This is a genomic window from Variovorax sp. F042 (assembly GCF_057814215.1).
In genome coordinates this window covers 74,998-90,821 of record NZ_JBVASX010000012.1, presented here as the reverse complement: position 1 = coordinate 90,821, position 15,824 = coordinate 74,998, and the positions used below count along the sequence as shown (strand labels likewise).

The following is a 15,824-nucleotide window of genomic DNA, read 5'->3' as shown; positions in this document are numbered from 1 at the left end:
CCGGCATCTTTTAATAATCAAAGTATTTTCTTTGATTAATAATGGACGTCGTAATGAACAAGCAATCAAGGGCGTGGCTAGGCGCCGGCCTCGCGACATTGGTAATTGGGGGAGCCGGCTACGGGCTCGTCACGAAGCTCACGCCGGCGCATGCGGAGGGTGGCGGCAGGCCGCCGGCCAAGGTGGCGGTGGCCTCCGCGCAGAAGACTGAGGTGGCACGCTTCCTCAGCGGCATCGGCACGCTGGAGGCCAACCGGCAGGTCGAAGTGCCGGCGGAAGTGGAAGGCCGCGTCGCGAAGATTCTCTTCACGCCCGGCGGCGAAGTGCGCGCGGGGCAGCTGCTGGTGCAGCTCAACGACGCACCCGAGCAGGGCGACCTGGAGCGCCTGACGGCCCAGCGCGCCAATGCCAAGGCACTGCTCGACCGCACGCGCCGCCTGGTGCCGCAGCAGGCGGCCACGCAGGAACAGCTCGAACAGGCGCAGGCCGCCTTCGACCAGGCCAGCGGCGATCTGCGGCGCGTGCAGGCGCTGCTGGAGCAGAAGCGCATCAAGGCGCCGTTCGACGGCGTGCTCGGCATCCGCCGCGTCAACCTCGGCCAGTTCGTGCGGGCCGGAGATGCGCTGGTGTCGCTCACCGACAGCCGCACGCTGTTCGCCAACCTCACGCTGCCCGAAACAGCGCTGCCGGTGCTCAAGCGCAACCAGCAGGTGGCGCTCTCGGTCGATGCCTACCCGGGCCGCGTGTTCCAGGGCCGACTCAGCACCATCGAGCCGCAGATCGGCAGCGACACGCGCACGGTGCGCCTGCAGGCCACTATCGACAACGCCGACGGCGCCCTCACGCCGGGCATGTTCGTCAACGGCAAGGTCGCGCTGCCGGCGCGTGCCGACGCCATCACCGTGCCCGAGACGGCCATCACCTACAGCACGCACGGCGACTCGGTCTTCGTGGTGCGGCCCGCCGAGAAGGGTGACGGCTTCACGGCGCAGCAGGTGTTCGTGAAAGCCGGCGAGCGGCAGGACGGCCTGGTCGTCATCGAAAAAGGCCTGATGCCCGGCGACAAGGTCGTCACCTCCGGCCAGCTGCGCCTGTACACCGGCGCCGCCGTGATGCCGACTGCAAAAGACACGCTGGCCGTCGCGCAGGAATCGAAGTCATGAAGTTCACCGACCTCTTCGTGCGCCGCCCCGTGCTGGCGCTGGTGGTGAGCACGCTCATCCTGCTGCTCGGCGCGCGTGCGCTGGGCGACCTGCCGGTGCGGCAGTACCCGCTGACCGAGAGCACCACGCTCACCATCACCACGCAGTACCCCGGCGCTTCGCCGGAGCTGATGCAGGGCTTCGTCACGCAGCCGATCGCGCAGGCGGTGGCGACCATCGAGAACGTCGACTACCTCTCGTCGTCTTCCACGCTGGGCCGCAGCGTGATCAGCGTGCGCATGAAGCTCAACGCCGATGCCAACCAGGCGCTCACGCAAGCCATGGCGCAGGTCAGCCAGGTGAAGTACCGGTTGCCGGCCGAGGCCTTCGACCCGGTGATCCTGAAGTCGTCGGGCGAGGCAACCGCTGTGGCCTATGTCGGCTTCTCCAGCAAGACGATGCCGATGCCGGCGCTCACCGACTACCTCTCGCGCGTGGTGCAGCCGCAGTTCGCCTCCATCACCGGCGTATCGGGCGTCGAGGTGTCGGGCGGGCAGACGCTCGCCATGCGCGTGTGGCTCGACCCTAACCGCATGGCCGCGCGCGGCATCTCGGCCGGCGAACTGGCCGACGCGCTGCGCCAGAACAACGTGCAGGCCGCACCCGGCCAGGTGAAGGGCCTGTACGTGGTGTCGAACATCCGCGTGAACACCGACCTGGTGAACGTGGCCGAGTTCCGCGACATGGTGATCAAGCGAGACGGCGACGCCATCGTGCGCCTGGGCGACGTGGCCACGGTGGAGCTGGGCGCTGCAAGCGCCGACAGCAGCGCGACGATGGACGGCGTGCCCGCGATCTACCTCGGCCTGCAGGCGGCGCCCAACGGCAACCCGCTGGTGATCGTGAAGCGCATCCGCGAGCTGCTGCCCGGCATCAAGCAGAACCTGCCGCCGGGCGTTGAAGTGCAGTTGCCCTTCGAGCTGGCGCGCTTCATCGAGGCTTCCATCGACGAGGTACGGCACACGCTGCTCGAAGCCATCGCCATCGTGGTGATCGTGATCTTCCTGTGCCTGGGCTCGATCCGCGCGGTGCTCATTCCGGTGGTGACGATTCCGCTGTCGATGCTGGGCGCCGCCGCGCTGATGCTGCTGTTCGGCTTCAGCATCAACCTGCTGACGCTGCTGGCGATGGTGCTGGCCATCGGGCTGGTGGTGGACGACGCCATCGTGGTGGTGGAGAACGTGCACCGCCACATAGAAGAAGGCAAGTCGCGCGTGCAGGCCGCATTGATAGGCGCGCGCGAAGTGGCCGGCCCGGTGATCGCGATGACGCTCACGCTCGCCGCGGTGTACGCGCCCATCGGGCTCATGGGCGGGCTCACCGGTTCGCTCTTCAAGGAGTTCGCCTTCACGCTGGCGGGTGCGGTGGTGGTGTCGGGCGTGATCGCGCTCACGTTGTCGCCGGTGATGAGCTCGTTCCTGCTGCCGCAGGACACCGCAGGCAGCCGCATGGCGCGCGCTGCCGAGGCCTTCTTCCACCGGCTCGCCACGGGCTATGGCCGGCTGCTCGACGTGTCGCTGCACCACCGCTGGGTGACCGGCACGTTCGCGGCGCTGGTGCTGGTGAGCCTGCCCTTCCTCTACAACGCGGCGCAGCGCGAGCTGGCCCCGAGTGAAGACCAGGCCATGGTGCTCACGGCCATCAAGTCGCCGCAGCACGCGAACATCGACTACGTCGAGAAGTTCGGCAAGAAGTGGGACGAGGTGTTCGCCACGCTGCCCGAGAACACCGGCCGCTGGCTCATCAACGGCTCGGACGGCGTGTCGAACAGCATCGGCGGCGTGCAGCTGTCCGACTGGAAAGACCGCAAGCGCAACGCCGACCAGATCCAGGGCGACACGCAGGGCCGCATGAATGACGTGGAAGGCAGCAGCGTCTTCGCGTTCCAGCTGCCCTCGCTGCCGGGCTCTACCGGCGGGCTGCCGGTGCAGATGGTCATTCGCAGCGCGGGCGACCATCGCACCGTGTTCGAGGCGATGGAAGCGCTGAAGAAGTCGGCGCGCGACAGCGGCAAGTTCGCCGTGGTCGACAGCGACCTGGAATTCAACAACCCCACGGTCGAGATCCGCGTCGACCGAGCCAAGGCCAACAGCATGGGCGTGACGATGAAGTCCATCGGCGACGCGCTGGCTGTGCTGGTGGGCGAGAACTACGTCAACCGCTTCGGCATGGACGGCCGCTCGTACGACGTGATTCCGCAGTCGCCGCGCGAGCAGCGCCTGTCGGCAGAAGCGCTGTCGCGCTACTTCGTGAAGAGCGCCAGCGGCCAGCCCGTGCCGCTGGCCAACCTGGTGCAGCTGTCGACCAGCGTGGGGCCCAACAAGCTCACGCAGTTCAACCAGCTCAACGCGTCTACCTTCCAGGCCATTCCGATGCCCGGCGTGACCATGGGCGACGCGGTGGCCTTCCTGAGCGAAGAGGCGAAGAAGCTGCCGGCCGGCTTCAGCTACGACTGGCAGTCGGACGCACGGCAGTTCACGCAGGAGGGCTCGGCGCTGGTGATGGCATTCGTGTTCGCCATCGTGGTGATCTACCTGGTGCTGGCCGCGCAGTACGAGAGCCTGCGCGACCCGCTGATCATTCTGATCAGCGTGCCGATGTCGATCTGCGGCGCGCTGGTGCCGCTGGCACTGGGCTTCGGCACCATCAACATCTACACGCAGATCGGGCTGGTGACGCTGATCGGGCTCATCAGCAAGCACGGCATTCTGATGGTGGAGTTTGCCAACGAGATCCAGGTGCACAAGGGCTTCGACCGGCGCGCGTCGATCGAGGAGGCCGCACGCATCCGGCTGCGCCCCATTCTTATGACCACGGCCGCGATGGTGATGGGCCTTGTGCCGCTGCTGTTTGCCAGCGGCGCGGGTGCCAACAGCCGCTTCAGCATCGGCCTAGTGATCGTGGTCGGCATGCTGGTGGGCACGCTGTTCACGCTGTTCGTGCTGCCCACGATGTACACGCTGCTGGCGCGCGACCACCGCGCGGCGGGCCACTCGCAGCGCGCGGCCGAACTCGATGCGCTGGCCGAAGGAGCATGACCATGAACCGACTCTTTTCCTACGCCGCTCCCTTCGCATTGAGCATGCTGGTGCTGGCCGGCTGCGCCGTCGGGCCGGACTACAAGGCGCCGGCCGACGCACCCGTTGCCATCACTGCGCCCGAGCGCTCGCTGTTCGCCGACGACGCGGTGCAGCGTGACTGGTGGCGCCAGCTCGACGATCCGCAGCTCGACGCGCTGATCGACCGCGCACTGGCCGAGAACCACGACATCCGCATCGCGCAGGCCCGGCTGCTCGAAGCCCGCGCCACGCAGACCGAGGCGGAGCTCGACCGGCTGCCGGTCGTGACCGCCGTTGCGAGCAAGACGCGCAGCATTGCGCAAGGCAACAGCGGCACGCAGCCTGATGTGCGTTCGCTGTCGCAGAGCAGCCGCGCGGGCTTCGACGCCTCGTGGGAAATCGATTTGTTCGGCCGCCTGAAGCGGCTCGACGGGGCAGCGACCGCGCGCACCGAGGCCAGCGCCGCCGATCTCGAACAGGTGCGCATCGTTGCCGTGGCCGAGCTGGCGCGCAACTACTACGAGATGCGCGGCGCCGAGCAACGCATTGCCGTGACGCGCAGCACGCTCGACAGCCTGCGCCAGAGCCTGCGCGTGACCGAGGCGCAGGTGCAGACCGGCCGCGGCCTCGAAGGCGATCTGGCAAGCGCGCAGGCCAACCTGGCAACCACCGAAAGCCAGCTGCCCGCGCTCGAAACCACACGCCGGCAGTCGGCCTACCGCGTCGCGGTGCTGGCCGGCCTGCGCCCCGGCGAGCTGGAGCCGATGCTGCAGCCGCGCCAGCTGCGCGTGCTCGACAAGCGCCTGCCCATCGGCGACCTGGCCGAACTGCTGCGCCGCCGGCCCGACGTGCTGCGCGCCGAGCGCGGCTTGGCGGCCAGCACGGCCGACGTGGGTGCGGTCACGGCCGAGCTGTATCCGCGCTTCGACATCGGCGGCTTCCTGGGCTTCGTCGCGCTGCGGGGCTCCGACCTGGGCAGTTCGCCGAGCCGCGCCTTCAGCGTGACGCCGGGCGTGAGCTGGCCGGCTCTCCGGCTGGGCTCGGTGAAGGCCCGCGTGCGTGGCGCCGAAGCCCGCGCCCAAGGCGACCGTGCGCTTTACGAGCAGACCGTGCTGCGCGCCATCGAGGACGTGGAAGGCGCCCTCACCGGCTACGGCCAGAACCAGTTGCGCCTGCAGCGGCTGGTGGAAGCCTCCGCCCGCAGCGGCCGCGCCGCCGAGCTGGCCGAGGTGCGCTACCGCGAAGGGGCCGCGCCCTACCTGAGCGTGCTCGATGCGCAGCGCACCCTGCTGCGCGCGCAAGACGCGGTGGCCGAGGCTGAAACCGCCTCGTACACCAGCCTCGTCGCGCTCTACAAGGCGCTGGGCGGCGGCTGGCAAGCACCCGCCGCTGCGAAGGGAGTGCCAACCACCTGACAATGGCGCTGTTTCCTCCCTACGACCGAATCCGCCATGTCCGCCCCCGATGCCAAGCCCACCTGGATGCCGCACCAGCCGGCAGACCGCATCCTCTCGACGCTCAAGACCCGCGGCGCGCTCGGCATTCCCGACATCGCCAAGGTGCTGAACGTCACGGTTGAGGCGGTGCGCCAGCAGATGGCCAAGCTGGAAGCCGAAGGCCTGGTCGACGCCGAGAGCCGCTCCAGCGGCCGCGGCCGGCCCACGCAGATCTGGCGGCTCACCGGGGAGGGCCACAAGCGCTTTCCCGACACGCATGCCGAGATGACGGTACAGATGATCAGCGCCGTCATCAGCGTGTTCGGCGAGAAGGGCATGGACCAGCTCATCAGCGCGCGCGAAGCCACCATGCGCACCAACTACACCGAGGCCATGCGCGGCGCGCGCAGCCTCAAGGCTCGGCTGGAGCGGCTGGCGGAAATCCGCAGCCGCGAGGGCTACATGGCCGAGTTCCGGCCCGACGAACAGGGCAAGGGGTTTCTATTCATCGAGAACCACTGCCCCATCTGCACCGCGGCGCAGGCCTGCACGGGCTTCTGCCGCAGTGAGCTGCAACTCTTCGACGAAGTGCTGGGGCCCGACGTGAGCGTCAGCCGCGTCGAGCACGTACTGGCGGGCGCGCGAAGGTGCGCCTACCGGGTCGAACCCAAGGCGAATGCCTGACTCTGTTTTTTCAGCAACCACCACAAGGAAACCACGATGGAACACAAGCTCCCACCCCTGCCCTACGCCCTCGATGCGCTGGCACCCGAGTACTCGCAGGAAACCCTCGAGTACCACTACGGCAAGCACCACAACGCCTACGTGGTGAACCTCAACAACCTGCAAAAGGGCACCGAGTTCGAGTCGCTGACGCTCGAAGAGATCATCAAGAAGTCCAGCGGCGGCATCTACAACAACGCCGCGCAAATCTGGAACCACACCTTCTTCTGGAACTGCATGAAGCCGCAGGGCGGCGGCGCTCCCACCGGCGCGCTGGCCAAGGCCATCGAAGCCAAGTGGGGCAGCTACGACGCCTTCAAGGAAGCCTTCGTGAAGTCGGCCGTGGGCAACTTCGGTTCGGGCTGGACGTGGCTCGTGAAGAAGGCCGACGGTTCGGTGGACATCGTGAACACCGGCGCCGCGGGCACGCCGCTGACCACTGCAGACACCGCGTTGCTGACGGTGGACGTCTGGGAACACGCCTACTACATCGACTACCGCAACCTGCGCCCGAAGTTCGTCGAGACCTTCCTGGTCAAGCTGGTGAACTGGGACTTCGCGGCGAAGAACTTCGGCTGATCGATCAGCCGTTGATCAGGTTCAGGATGTTCCCGTCCGGGTCCTTGAACCATGCGACCTTCATGTCGCCCATGACATGGAGGTCGCCCACGCGCTTCGTGTCGGGCATGTCGTAATGCTCGAAGCGCACGCCCTTGGCCTTGAGGGCAGCGGCGAGGCGCTCAATGTCTTCGCCCACCTGCCAGGTGACGGCCGTCGCCTGGTTCGTTCCGGCGAACTGCGAGCGGTACACGTTGATTCGCGTGTTGCCGCTGCGGTAGACGATGACTTCATCGCCCTCCGCATCGACCTGCGACAGGCCCAGCGTGTCTTCGTAGAAGCGGCGGGCCACCGCGAGGTCTTTCACCGCGAGATTGGCCACTGCGTTGATGTTTCCGAGCATGCGAGTCTCCTGGGTTTCCTTCGGGGAGGCCCGGCGTGCCATCGACGCATGCCGGGCTTGCCAAAAATACTCAACCATACGGTGCAGTATTTGCGTCGGACAGGGCCCTGTCAAGGCATCGGAAAATGGCACCCCGCAAGTCGATACGAGCCCCATCGCAAATGAAGAAATCCTTCTTACCCGGCTTCCGGCACACTGCACCCCCGGTGCAGTGACGACGGCAACGACTGCAACCCCGAATCGACCCCGACAAAGAGACAACCCATGATCCGCAGACACCTCGGCAAGCTGGCCTTCGCGCTGGCATTCCCCCTGGCCTTCACGGCCACCGCTCATGCACAGACCGCGGCCTACCCCGCCAAGCCCATCCGCATGGTCGTGCCCTTCCCGCCCGGTGGCGGCACCGACATCCTGGCGCGCCTGGTGGCCCAGAAGCTCACCGAGGTGAATCACTGGACCGTGGTGCCCGACAACCGCGCGGGTGCCGGCGGCACCATCGGCATCGCCGAGGCCGCGCGCGCCGCGCCCACGGGCTACGACATCGTGATGGGCCAGAAGGACAACATGGTCGTTGCGCCCTGGCTCTACAAGAACCTGAGCTACAACCCCGTGAAAGACCTCACCGCGGTGGCCCACGTGGCCTACACGCCGGTGGTGATCGTCACGCAGGCCAACTCCAAGTTCAAGACGCTCGACGACGTGGTGAAAGCCGCGCGCGCCGCGCCAGACACCGTCACCTACGGCTCGCCCGGCAACGGCACCACCATCCACCTGGCCGGCGAGATCTTCAACAGCGCCGCCAAGATCAAGATGCGCCACGTGCCCTACAAGGGCTCCAACGCGGCCATGATGGACGTGCTCGCGGGCAACGTCGACCTGATGGTGTCGTCGGTGCCCTCGGCCATGGCGCAGATCAAGGCAGGCAAGCTGCGCCCGCTGGCAGTCACCTCGGCCAGGCGCAGCACCTCGCTGCCCGACACGCCCACCGTGGCCGAGCTCGGCTACAAGGACTTCGACGTGAGCACCTGGTATGGCATCTTCGTGCCGGCCGGTACGCCGAAGGACGTGGTGACGCTGCTGAATGCCGATATCAACAAGCTGCTGGCCACGCCTGAAATGAAGGCGGCCATCATCGCGCAGGGCGCGGAGCCGCAGAGCATGACGCCGGAGCAGTTCGGCGCGCTGCTGAAGACCGACTACGAGAAGTGGAAGGGCATCGTGCAAGCCTCGGGCGCGACAATCGAATAAGCCTGCGCGCCGCAGAATGGTGTCTCCAGAACAAGCCGCAACGACGGCATGGAGACACCGATGGTTCCTTCCTTTTCCCTGAAGACAGCTGCCAGCGCGGCGGTTGTCGCCCTCGTCCAGGGCTGCGCACAGACGCCCGCGCAGAAACCCTCCGACGCAACCGTGGCCGCCCACGTCGCGGCGGCCACGCAGGCCGCGGGCACCGACCTCGGTCCGCTGCTCACGCTATGCAAGCCCGCCCCAGCCACTCGTCCGCCGCAGGAGGAGCTCGACAAGGGACTCCCCCTGCTCATCAACAAGCCGGCGCCACCGCCCGCCAAGGCCTTCGACAACCTGTATTTCGTGGGCGCCGACTGGGTCAGTGCCTGGGCCATCAAGACCTCCGACGGCATCATCCTCATCGATGCGCTGAACAACCAGGTGGAGGCCGCCGCGCTGATCGAAGGCGGCATGCGCAAGCTGGGCCTCGACCCGGCGCAGATCAAGTACGTGATCGTCACGCACGGCCACGGCGACCACTACGGCGGCGCGCCCTACCTCGCGCAGAAGTACCGCGCGCGCGTGGTGATGAGCGAGGCCGACTGGACGATGACCGAGACGAAGCTGGAGTTCGCCACGCCCATCTGGGGCGCGCCGCCCAAGCGCGGCGCGGGCGACATCTCGGCAAAGGACGGCGACCGCGTCACCCTGGGCGACACCACCGTCACGCTGTACCTCACGCCGGGCCACACCATGGGCACGCTCTCGCCGGTGTTCGACGTGAGCGAGAACGGCAGGAAGCACCGCGCCATGCTCTGGGGCGGCACAGGCTTCAACTTCGGCAAGGACGTGCCTCGGCTGGACAGCTACATCGCGTCCACCCGGCGCATGGACTCCCTGGTGAAGGCGCAAGGCATCGACGTGATGCTGTCGAACCACTCGAACGTCGACAGCTCGCAGGCCAAGATGGCGGCGATGCGGCAGCAGCCGGCCGGCGCGGCGAACCCCTTCGTGATGGGCACGCCCACGGTGGAGCGCGCATTGAACGTGATGGGCGAATGCGCGCAGGCGCAGCGCGACCGGTTCGCGATGCAGTAGTCGCAGTTCAGTCCGGCACGAACTTCGTGTTGAAGATGGCGACGTCCGACGCATCCTCGAACGTCGCCACCTGCCCCATCTTCCCGTCGCTCAGCCTGCAGGCCGAGAACAGGCTGTAGCGGCCCTTGAAGTAGAACTCGTCCATCACGATCAGTGCGTACGGGTACGGCACGAAGACCTGGTGCTCGAAGACGATGCGGTGCACGTTCCTCGGCGACGGGAAGAGCTTGTACTCGATGGTGTCGATCGACTTGGCGGTGGCCATGGCGTGCGTGTCCTTCGTTTCGATCAGGCAGGGTCGCGCACGTCGGCCACGGGGTTGTTGCCGAAGTCTTCGCGCGCCAGGTACTTGAGTACCTTGGCCGCCGCAGTGGCGGGACTGTCGAGCCGGCCGTCCTCTTTCATGCTCACGAAGCGCGTGCGGTCCGGGAACTTCTCGGCCGACGCACTGCGCAGCTGCACCTGCATGTCGGTGTCGATCACGCCGGGCGCAAGCGAGACGATGCGCGCGCCGTTCGGTGCATTCGCTTCCTCGAGCGCCACGGCGCGCGAAAAATGATCCATGCCGGCCTTGGCCGCGCAGTAGGGCGCCTGGCTGCCCATGGCGTTGCGGCCCAGGCCCGACGAGATGTTCAGCACCTTGCGTGCGCCGCGCCATTCGCGGGTCGCGCCGAGGAAGGCTGCCGTCAGCAGCATCGGCGCTTCGAGGCCGATGCGCAGGGCCAGCGAGAGCTCGGCCTCCACCGCGCTCGACAGCGGCGCGGGGTTGCCGACGGTGCCGGCGTTGTTGATGAGCGTGACGCTGTCGAAGCGTTGCGCGTCGATGGTCTTGAGCCATGCCGACACGCGGGCCGATGCGGCCACGGGGTCGGACAGGTCCTGCTCCCATTGCACGAGTTCGGCGCCGGCGGCCTTGGCTACTTCGGCAAGCGCCGGATCCTGCTTGCGCGAGATGCCCAGCACCGTGTGGCCGGCCTGCAGCAGCTGTTCGGCCATGGCACGGCCCAGGCCACGCGAGGCGCCGGTGATGAGGGTGAGGTGGGAAGCGGTCATCGGGAAGCTCTTTCTTGAACGAAGGCGGGGAGGTTAAGCGGTATCGAGAGGCCTTGGTGCTCAGCCGGTACGGAACTGCTTGCGCAGGAAGTTGCGGTGGCGGGCGATGTGCTGCAGCTGCGCAGGAGCGATGGTGCCGTCGAGGTCGACCTCGTCTGCGCCGTTGAGTACTGCATTGGCATTGGCCATGGCACGCGCGACGACTTCTTCCTCGCTCACGCCGAGCTGCGCTGCGAGGTCGAGCGCCACGCGTCGCATCGCGCGTTGCGAGAGCATCCACATCGCGCCGAAGCGGTCCCACGCGAGCGCGGCCTCTTCGGACTTCTCGCGGTCGGCAAGAATTTCGCTGAGCGGCTTGGCCAGTATTTCGTTGAGCGCATCGAGCTTCTCGTTCAACGCCTCGTTGCGTTCGATGGCCTCCTGCAGCGTCGGGCCGCTGTCCTCGGCCTTCGTCTTCGGCGCCTCTGACGGTGGGATGAAAGCGGCTTCCGCGTTCGCGGGCACCACCTGGAGCTGGTCTTTGAGGGTCATGTGTTTTCCGTTTCCGCCGAGGCGTTCTTCCTGTTCGACATCGCGGTCGCGCGCAGGCCCGGCAGGTCGAGCACGCGCAGCCCACCGTACTCCACGCGGATCAGGCCCTGCGCCGAAAGGCCGTTCAGTGCCTCGTTCACGCGCTGGCGCGAGAGGCCGACCAGGTAGGCCAGCTCCTGCTGCGTGATGCGCAGCACCTCGCCTACGCCCGGGTACAGCACCGGGTTGAACAGCGACACCAGGTTGCGCGCCACGCGCGCGTCGGGGTTGTTGAGCCGGTCGATCTCCAGCGCCGCGATGAACTGGCCCAGCCGTTCATTCAGCTGGTTCATCACGAAGCGGTTGAAGCCGATGGAGTGGTCGAGCAGCCAGTGGAAGCTTTCGATCGGCAGCCCCGCCACCAGGCTGCGCCGCAGCGCCTGGATGTTGTAGCGGTAGGGCTCGCGCTTCATCACCGTGCCTTCGCCGAACCAGCCGCCTGGCGGCACACCGGTGTAGGTGACCGAGCCGCCGTCGGCGTTGTCGTTGCTCATCTTGAGCAGCCCCTCGACCACGCCGAACCAGTAGGTCGGCGAGCGGCCGACGCGGCACACCAGGTCGCCGGGCTCGGCCTCGCCCACCACCAGCGCGGCTTCGGCGCGGCGGCGCTCGGCGGGCGTGAGCGTGGGCAGCCAGGGGATGCCTTCGAGCTCCGCGGCATTGGCGGGACGCACGCGATCCTTGATCGAACCGCCGAGCACGTTGTGGTTGAGATTGCCGTGAGGCATCGGGAAACTCCGGGGAGTAGTGTCCCTAGGATTGTCGTTGGAACGACAACCGGGCGTCAAAGTGAGACCTACGATCCGCCCACTGTGCAAACAACCGCCCCCACCTTCCCCCGTCTGCTGCTCGCGCATGCCGACGCCCAACCCGAGGCGCCCGCCGTGCGCGAGAAGGATCTCGGCATCTGGCAAACCTGGACCTGGAACGCCGTGGCGCAGGAAGTGCGCGAAATGGCCTGCGGTCTCGCGAGCCTCGGCTTCAAGCCCTTCGACAACCTGGCCATCGTCGGCGCCAACCGGCCGCACCTGTACATGGCGGTGGTCGCGGCGCAAAGCCTGCGCGGCGTGCCGGTGCCGCTGTATCAGGATGCGGTGGCAAGCGAGATGGTCTTCATGCTGCAGGACGCGGCCATCGACTTCGTGATCGTCGAAGACCAGGAGCAGGTCGACAAACTGCTCGAATGCCGCGAGCTCCAGAAAGACCAGCAGCACGGCATCCGCCACATCATCTACGACGACCCCAAGGGCCTGCGTCACTACGACCAGCCGGGCCTGATGAGCTACGAGCAACTGCGCGCGCTGGGCCGCGAGTTCGACAAGGCCAACGTCGGCTACTACGACCGCGCGGTGGCCAGCGGAGAGGCTACGGATGTCGGCGTGATCCTCTACACCTCGGGCACCACCGGCCGCCCCAAGGGCGTATGCCAGACGCATGCGAGCTTCATCGCTGCCGGCCGCGGCGGCGTGCAGACCGACAAGCTCGGCCCCGGCGACAACATCATGAGCTACCTGCCGATGGCGTGGGTGGGCGACCACCTGTTCTCGGTGGCGCAATGGCTGGTGGGCGGCTTCACGCTCAACTGCCCCGAGTCGGCCGAGACGGTGATGAACGACATGCGCGAGATCGGCCCGAGCTACTACTTCGGCCCGCCGCGCACCTTCGAAGGGCTGCTCACGGCCGTGTCGATCCGCATGGAAGACGCGGCCGCGCCCAAGCGCTGGCTCTATGCGAAGTTCATGGCGCTGGCGCGGCGCGTGGGCGCGGACATCCTGAACGGAGCGCCCGTGGGCACCGGCGACCGCCTGATGTACGGCCTGGGCAACCTGCTGATCTACGGACCGCTGCGCAACGTGCTTGGCATGAGCCGCATCCGCGTGGCCTACACCGCTGGCGCTGCCATCGGGCCCGACCTGTTCCGCTTCTACCGCTCCATCGGCGTCAACCTCAAGCAGTTCTACGGCCAGACCGAGACCTGCGCGTATGTGTGCCTGCAGCAGGACGGCAAGGTCAAGCTGCAGACCGTGGGCACGGCCGCGCCGGGCATCGAGCTGAAGATCGCGGAAGACGGCGAGGTGCTGGTGCGTGGCGTATCGGTGCTCAAGGAGTACTACAAGCGCCCCGACGCCACGGCCGAAGTGCTGGATGCAAACGGCTACTTCCACACCGGCGACGCGGGCGTGCTCGACAGCGAAGGGCACCTGCGCATCATCGACCGCGCCAAGGACGTGGGCCGTCTCGTGAGCGGCGCGATCTTTGCGCCCAACTACATCGAGAACAAGCTCAAGTTCTTCCCGCAGATCAAGGAAGCCGTGTGCTTCGGCAACGCGCGAGACGAAGTGTGCGCGGCCATCAACATCGACTACGAAGCCGTCGGCAACTGGGCCGAGCGCCGCGGTCTCGCCTACGGCGGCTACGTCGACCTGGCCGGCAAGCCCGACGTGCTGGCGCTGGTGGCCGATTGCATCGCCAAGGTCAACGCCGACCTCGCGAGCGAAGACGGCATGGGCGAGACGCAGATTGCGCGCTTCCTGGTGCTGCACAAGGAGCTCGACCCCGACGACGACGAACTGACCCGCACGCGCAAGGTGCGCCGTGGCTTCATCGCCGAGAAATACGCGGTGCTGGTGGCCGCGCTCTATGGCGGCAAGACCGAGCAGTACATCGAGACCCAGGTCAAGTTCGAGGACGGACGCACGGGGGTTGTCAGCGCCACGCTGAAAGTCGTCGAAGCGAAGACGTTTCCCATCGTGAAGGCGGCGGCATGAGCACCCGGAAGACAGGCGAGGTCATCCTCGACGTGCAGAACATCTCCTTGAGCTTCGGCGGCGTGAAGGCGCTGACCGACATCAGCTTCAACGTGCGCGAGCACGAGGTGCGCGCAATCATCGGCCCGAATGGCGCGGGCAAGAGCTCGATGCTGAACTGCATCAACGGCGTGTACTGGCCGCAGCAGGGCTCCATCACCTTCCGCGGCCAGACCTTCAAGCACATGAACTCGCGCCAGGTGGCCGAGATGGGCGTGGCGCGCACCTTCCAGAACCTGGCCCTGTTCAAGGGCATGAGCGTGCTCGACAACATCATGACGGGGCGCAACCTCAAGATGAAGAGCGGCCTGCTCGCACAAGCCCTGCGCTGGGGCCCCGCCGAGCGCGAGGAACTGCGGCACCGCGAATTCGTCGAGCACATCATCGACTTCCTCGAAATCCAGGCACACCGCAAGACACCGGTGGGCCGCCTGCCCTACGGCCTGCAGAAGCGCGTCGACCTGGGCCGCGCGCTCGCAATGGAGCCGCAGGTGCTGCTGCTCGACGAGCCGATGGCCGGCATGAACGTGGAAGAGAAGCAGGACATGAGCCGCTTCATCCTCGACGTGAACGACGAGTTCGGCGCAACCATCGTGCTGATCGAGCACGACATGGGCGTGGTGATGGACATCTCCGACCGGGTGGTGGTGCTGGATTACGGCAAGAAGATCGGCGACGGCACGCCGGATGAAGTGCGCAACAACGAAGACGTGATCCGCGCCTACCTCGGCGTCGAGCACTGATCACGAAAGAACACGATGGGCTTTTTTCTTGAAACCCTCTTCGGCGGCCTCATGGTCGGCATGCTCTATTCGCTGATCGCCATCGGCTTCGTGCTGATCTACAAGGCCTCGGGCGTCTTCAACTTCGCGCAGGGCGCGATGGTGCTCTTCGCTGCGCTGGCCATGGCGCGCTTCTCCGAGTGGTTCCCGCTGTGGTTCGGCTTCCAGAGCCAGATCCTCGCGAACATCCTGGCCTTCATTGCCGCGATGGCGGTGATGGTGGTGGTGGCCTGGCTGATCGAGCGGCTCGCGCTCAGCAAGCTGGTGAACCAGGAAGGCATCACGCTGCTGATGGCCACGCTGGGCATCGCCTACTTTCTCGACGGCGTGGGCCAGACGATCTTCGGCAACGACATCTACAAGATCGACGTGGGCATGCCCAAGGAACCGCTGATGGTGCTCGAAGGCACCTTCCAGGGCGGGCTGCTGCTGAGCCAGGAAGACCTGATCGCCGCGCTGGTGGCGGCCGGCCTCGTGGTGGTGCTGGCCATCTTCTTCCAGAAGACGGCTACGGGCCGCGCGCTGCGCGCTGTGGCCGACGACCACCAGGCCGCGCAGTCCATCGGCATTCCGCTCAAGCGCATCTGGGTGATCGTGTGGTCGGTGGCCGGCTTCTCGGCGCTGGTGGCCGGGATCATCTGGGGATCGAAGCTCGGCGTGCAGTTCTCGCTCTCGCTGGTGGCGCTGAAGGCGTTGCCGGTGGTGATCCTCGGCGGGCTCACCTCGATTCCGGGCGCCATCATCGGCGGCCTGCTGATCGGCGTGGGCGAGAAGCTGTCTGAAATCTATCTCGGCCCCATGCTCGGTGGCGGCATCGAGATCTGGTTTGCCTATGTGTTGGCGTTGGTCTTCCTGCTCGTTCGGCCTCAAGGCCTGTTCGGCGAAAAAATCATCGATCGGGTCTGA

General features: G+C 66.8%; 15 protein-coding genes. 10 read left to right on the top strand and 5 right to left on the bottom strand.

Translation table 11 applies throughout. The annotated features are described in order from the left end of the window. Positions 1–53 precede the first annotated feature (53 nt). Genes ACZYSP_RS27830 through ACZYSP_RS27810 form a run of 5 tightly spaced genes read left to right on the top strand, consistent with a single transcriptional unit; the run spans position 54 to position 6,999 of the window. Positions 54–1,163 carry an efflux RND transporter periplasmic adaptor subunit gene (locus ACZYSP_RS27830; RefSeq protein WP_093076104.1) on the top strand — a complete coding sequence of 370 codons (1,110 nt, stop codon included), beginning with the start codon at positions 54–56 and terminating at the stop codon, positions 1,161–1,163. Further along, complete coding sequence (locus tag ACZYSP_RS27825) at positions 1,160–4,240, top strand: MexW/MexI family multidrug efflux RND transporter permease subunit (RefSeq protein ID WP_489017789.1); 3,081 nt, start codon at positions 1,160–1,162, stop codon at positions 4,238–4,240. The genes ACZYSP_RS27830 and ACZYSP_RS27825 overlap by 4 nt, the downstream gene beginning before the upstream one ends. Next, the gene (locus tag ACZYSP_RS27820; protein WP_093076107.1) at positions 4,237–5,676 is read left to right on the top strand and encodes an efflux transporter outer membrane subunit; all 1,440 of its coding nucleotides are present in this window, start codon (positions 4,237–4,239) and stop codon (positions 5,674–5,676) included. The genes ACZYSP_RS27825 and ACZYSP_RS27820 overlap by 4 nt, the downstream gene beginning before the upstream one ends. Positions 5,677–5,712: 36 nt before the next feature. Beyond that, positions 5,713–6,381 (top strand): helix-turn-helix transcriptional regulator, encoded by a 669-nt coding sequence (locus tag ACZYSP_RS27815; protein ID WP_097197716.1) that lies wholly within the window; start codon positions 5,713–5,715, stop codon positions 6,379–6,381. Positions 6,382–6,417: 36 nt separating this feature from the next. Continuing rightward, positions 6,418–6,999 carry a superoxide dismutase gene (locus tag ACZYSP_RS27810; protein ID WP_093076110.1) on the top strand — a complete coding sequence of 194 codons (582 nt, stop codon included), beginning with the start codon at positions 6,418–6,420 and terminating at the stop codon, positions 6,997–6,999. A 4-nt stretch (positions 7,000–7,003) separates the two neighbouring features. Here the strand turns inward: ACZYSP_RS27810 and ACZYSP_RS27805 are convergent, their stop codons facing one another. Further along, complete coding sequence (locus tag ACZYSP_RS27805; RefSeq protein WP_093076112.1) at positions 7,004–7,381, bottom strand: VOC family protein; 378 nt, start codon at positions 7,379–7,381, stop codon at positions 7,004–7,006. Positions 7,382–7,645: 264 nt separating this feature from the next. On the opposite strand from ACZYSP_RS27805, the gene ACZYSP_RS27800 reads away from it, so the two are divergent. Both ACZYSP_RS27800 and ACZYSP_RS27795 read left to right on the top strand, forming a co-directional pair. Then, a complete protein-coding gene (locus tag ACZYSP_RS27800) occupies positions 7,646–8,629 on the top strand; it encodes a Bug family tripartite tricarboxylate transporter substrate binding protein (protein WP_093076113.1) in 984 nt (327 codons plus the stop codon). A 60-nt stretch (positions 8,630–8,689) separates the two neighbouring features. Then, positions 8,690–9,706, top strand: a complete 1,017-nt coding sequence (locus ACZYSP_RS27795; protein WP_093076115.1) for an MBL fold metallo-hydrolase — start codon at positions 8,690–8,692, stop codon at positions 9,704–9,706. A 7-nt stretch (positions 9,707–9,713) separates the two neighbouring features. On the opposite strand, the gene ACZYSP_RS27790 is transcribed toward ACZYSP_RS27795, so the two are convergent. Genes ACZYSP_RS27790 through ACZYSP_RS27775 form a run of 4 tightly spaced genes read right to left on the bottom strand, consistent with a single transcriptional unit; the run spans position 9,714 to position 12,057 of the window. Next, the gene (locus tag ACZYSP_RS27790; RefSeq protein WP_093059317.1) at positions 9,714–9,971 is read right to left on the bottom strand and encodes a hypothetical protein; all 258 of its coding nucleotides are present in this window, start codon (positions 9,969–9,971) and stop codon (positions 9,714–9,716) included. A gap of 23 nt (positions 9,972–9,994) precedes the next feature. Beyond that, a complete protein-coding gene (locus ACZYSP_RS27785) occupies positions 9,995–10,759 on the bottom strand; it encodes an SDR family NAD(P)-dependent oxidoreductase (RefSeq protein WP_093076116.1) in 765 nt (254 codons plus the stop codon). A 60-nt stretch (positions 10,760–10,819) separates the two neighbouring features. Beyond that, positions 10,820–11,290, bottom strand: coding sequence for a hypothetical protein (locus ACZYSP_RS27780; RefSeq protein WP_093076118.1), 471 nt, complete (start codon positions 11,288–11,290; stop codon positions 10,820–10,822). Further along, positions 11,287–12,057, bottom strand: coding sequence for a Crp/Fnr family transcriptional regulator (locus ACZYSP_RS27775; protein ID WP_093059323.1), 771 nt, complete (start codon positions 12,055–12,057; stop codon positions 11,287–11,289). The genes ACZYSP_RS27780 and ACZYSP_RS27775 overlap by 4 nt, the downstream gene beginning before the upstream one ends. Before the next feature lie 84 nt (positions 12,058–12,141). Between ACZYSP_RS27775 and ACZYSP_RS27770 the strand changes: the two genes are divergently transcribed. The 3 genes from ACZYSP_RS27770 to ACZYSP_RS27760 are packed head-to-tail and all read left to right on the top strand — an operon-like array spanning position 12,142 to position 15,824. Continuing rightward, on the top strand, positions 12,142–14,097 hold the full coding sequence (locus tag ACZYSP_RS27770) for an AMP-binding protein (RefSeq protein ID WP_093076119.1): 1,956 nt from the start codon (positions 12,142–12,144) through the stop codon (positions 14,095–14,097). Beyond that, positions 14,094–14,879, top strand: coding sequence for an ABC transporter ATP-binding protein (locus tag ACZYSP_RS27765; protein WP_093076121.1), 786 nt, complete (start codon positions 14,094–14,096; stop codon positions 14,877–14,879). The genes ACZYSP_RS27770 and ACZYSP_RS27765 overlap by 4 nt, the downstream gene beginning before the upstream one ends. A gap of 15 nt (positions 14,880–14,894) precedes the next feature. Beyond that, on the top strand, positions 14,895–15,824 hold the full coding sequence (locus ACZYSP_RS27760) for a branched-chain amino acid ABC transporter permease (RefSeq protein ID WP_093059329.1): 930 nt from the start codon (positions 14,895–14,897) through the stop codon (positions 15,822–15,824).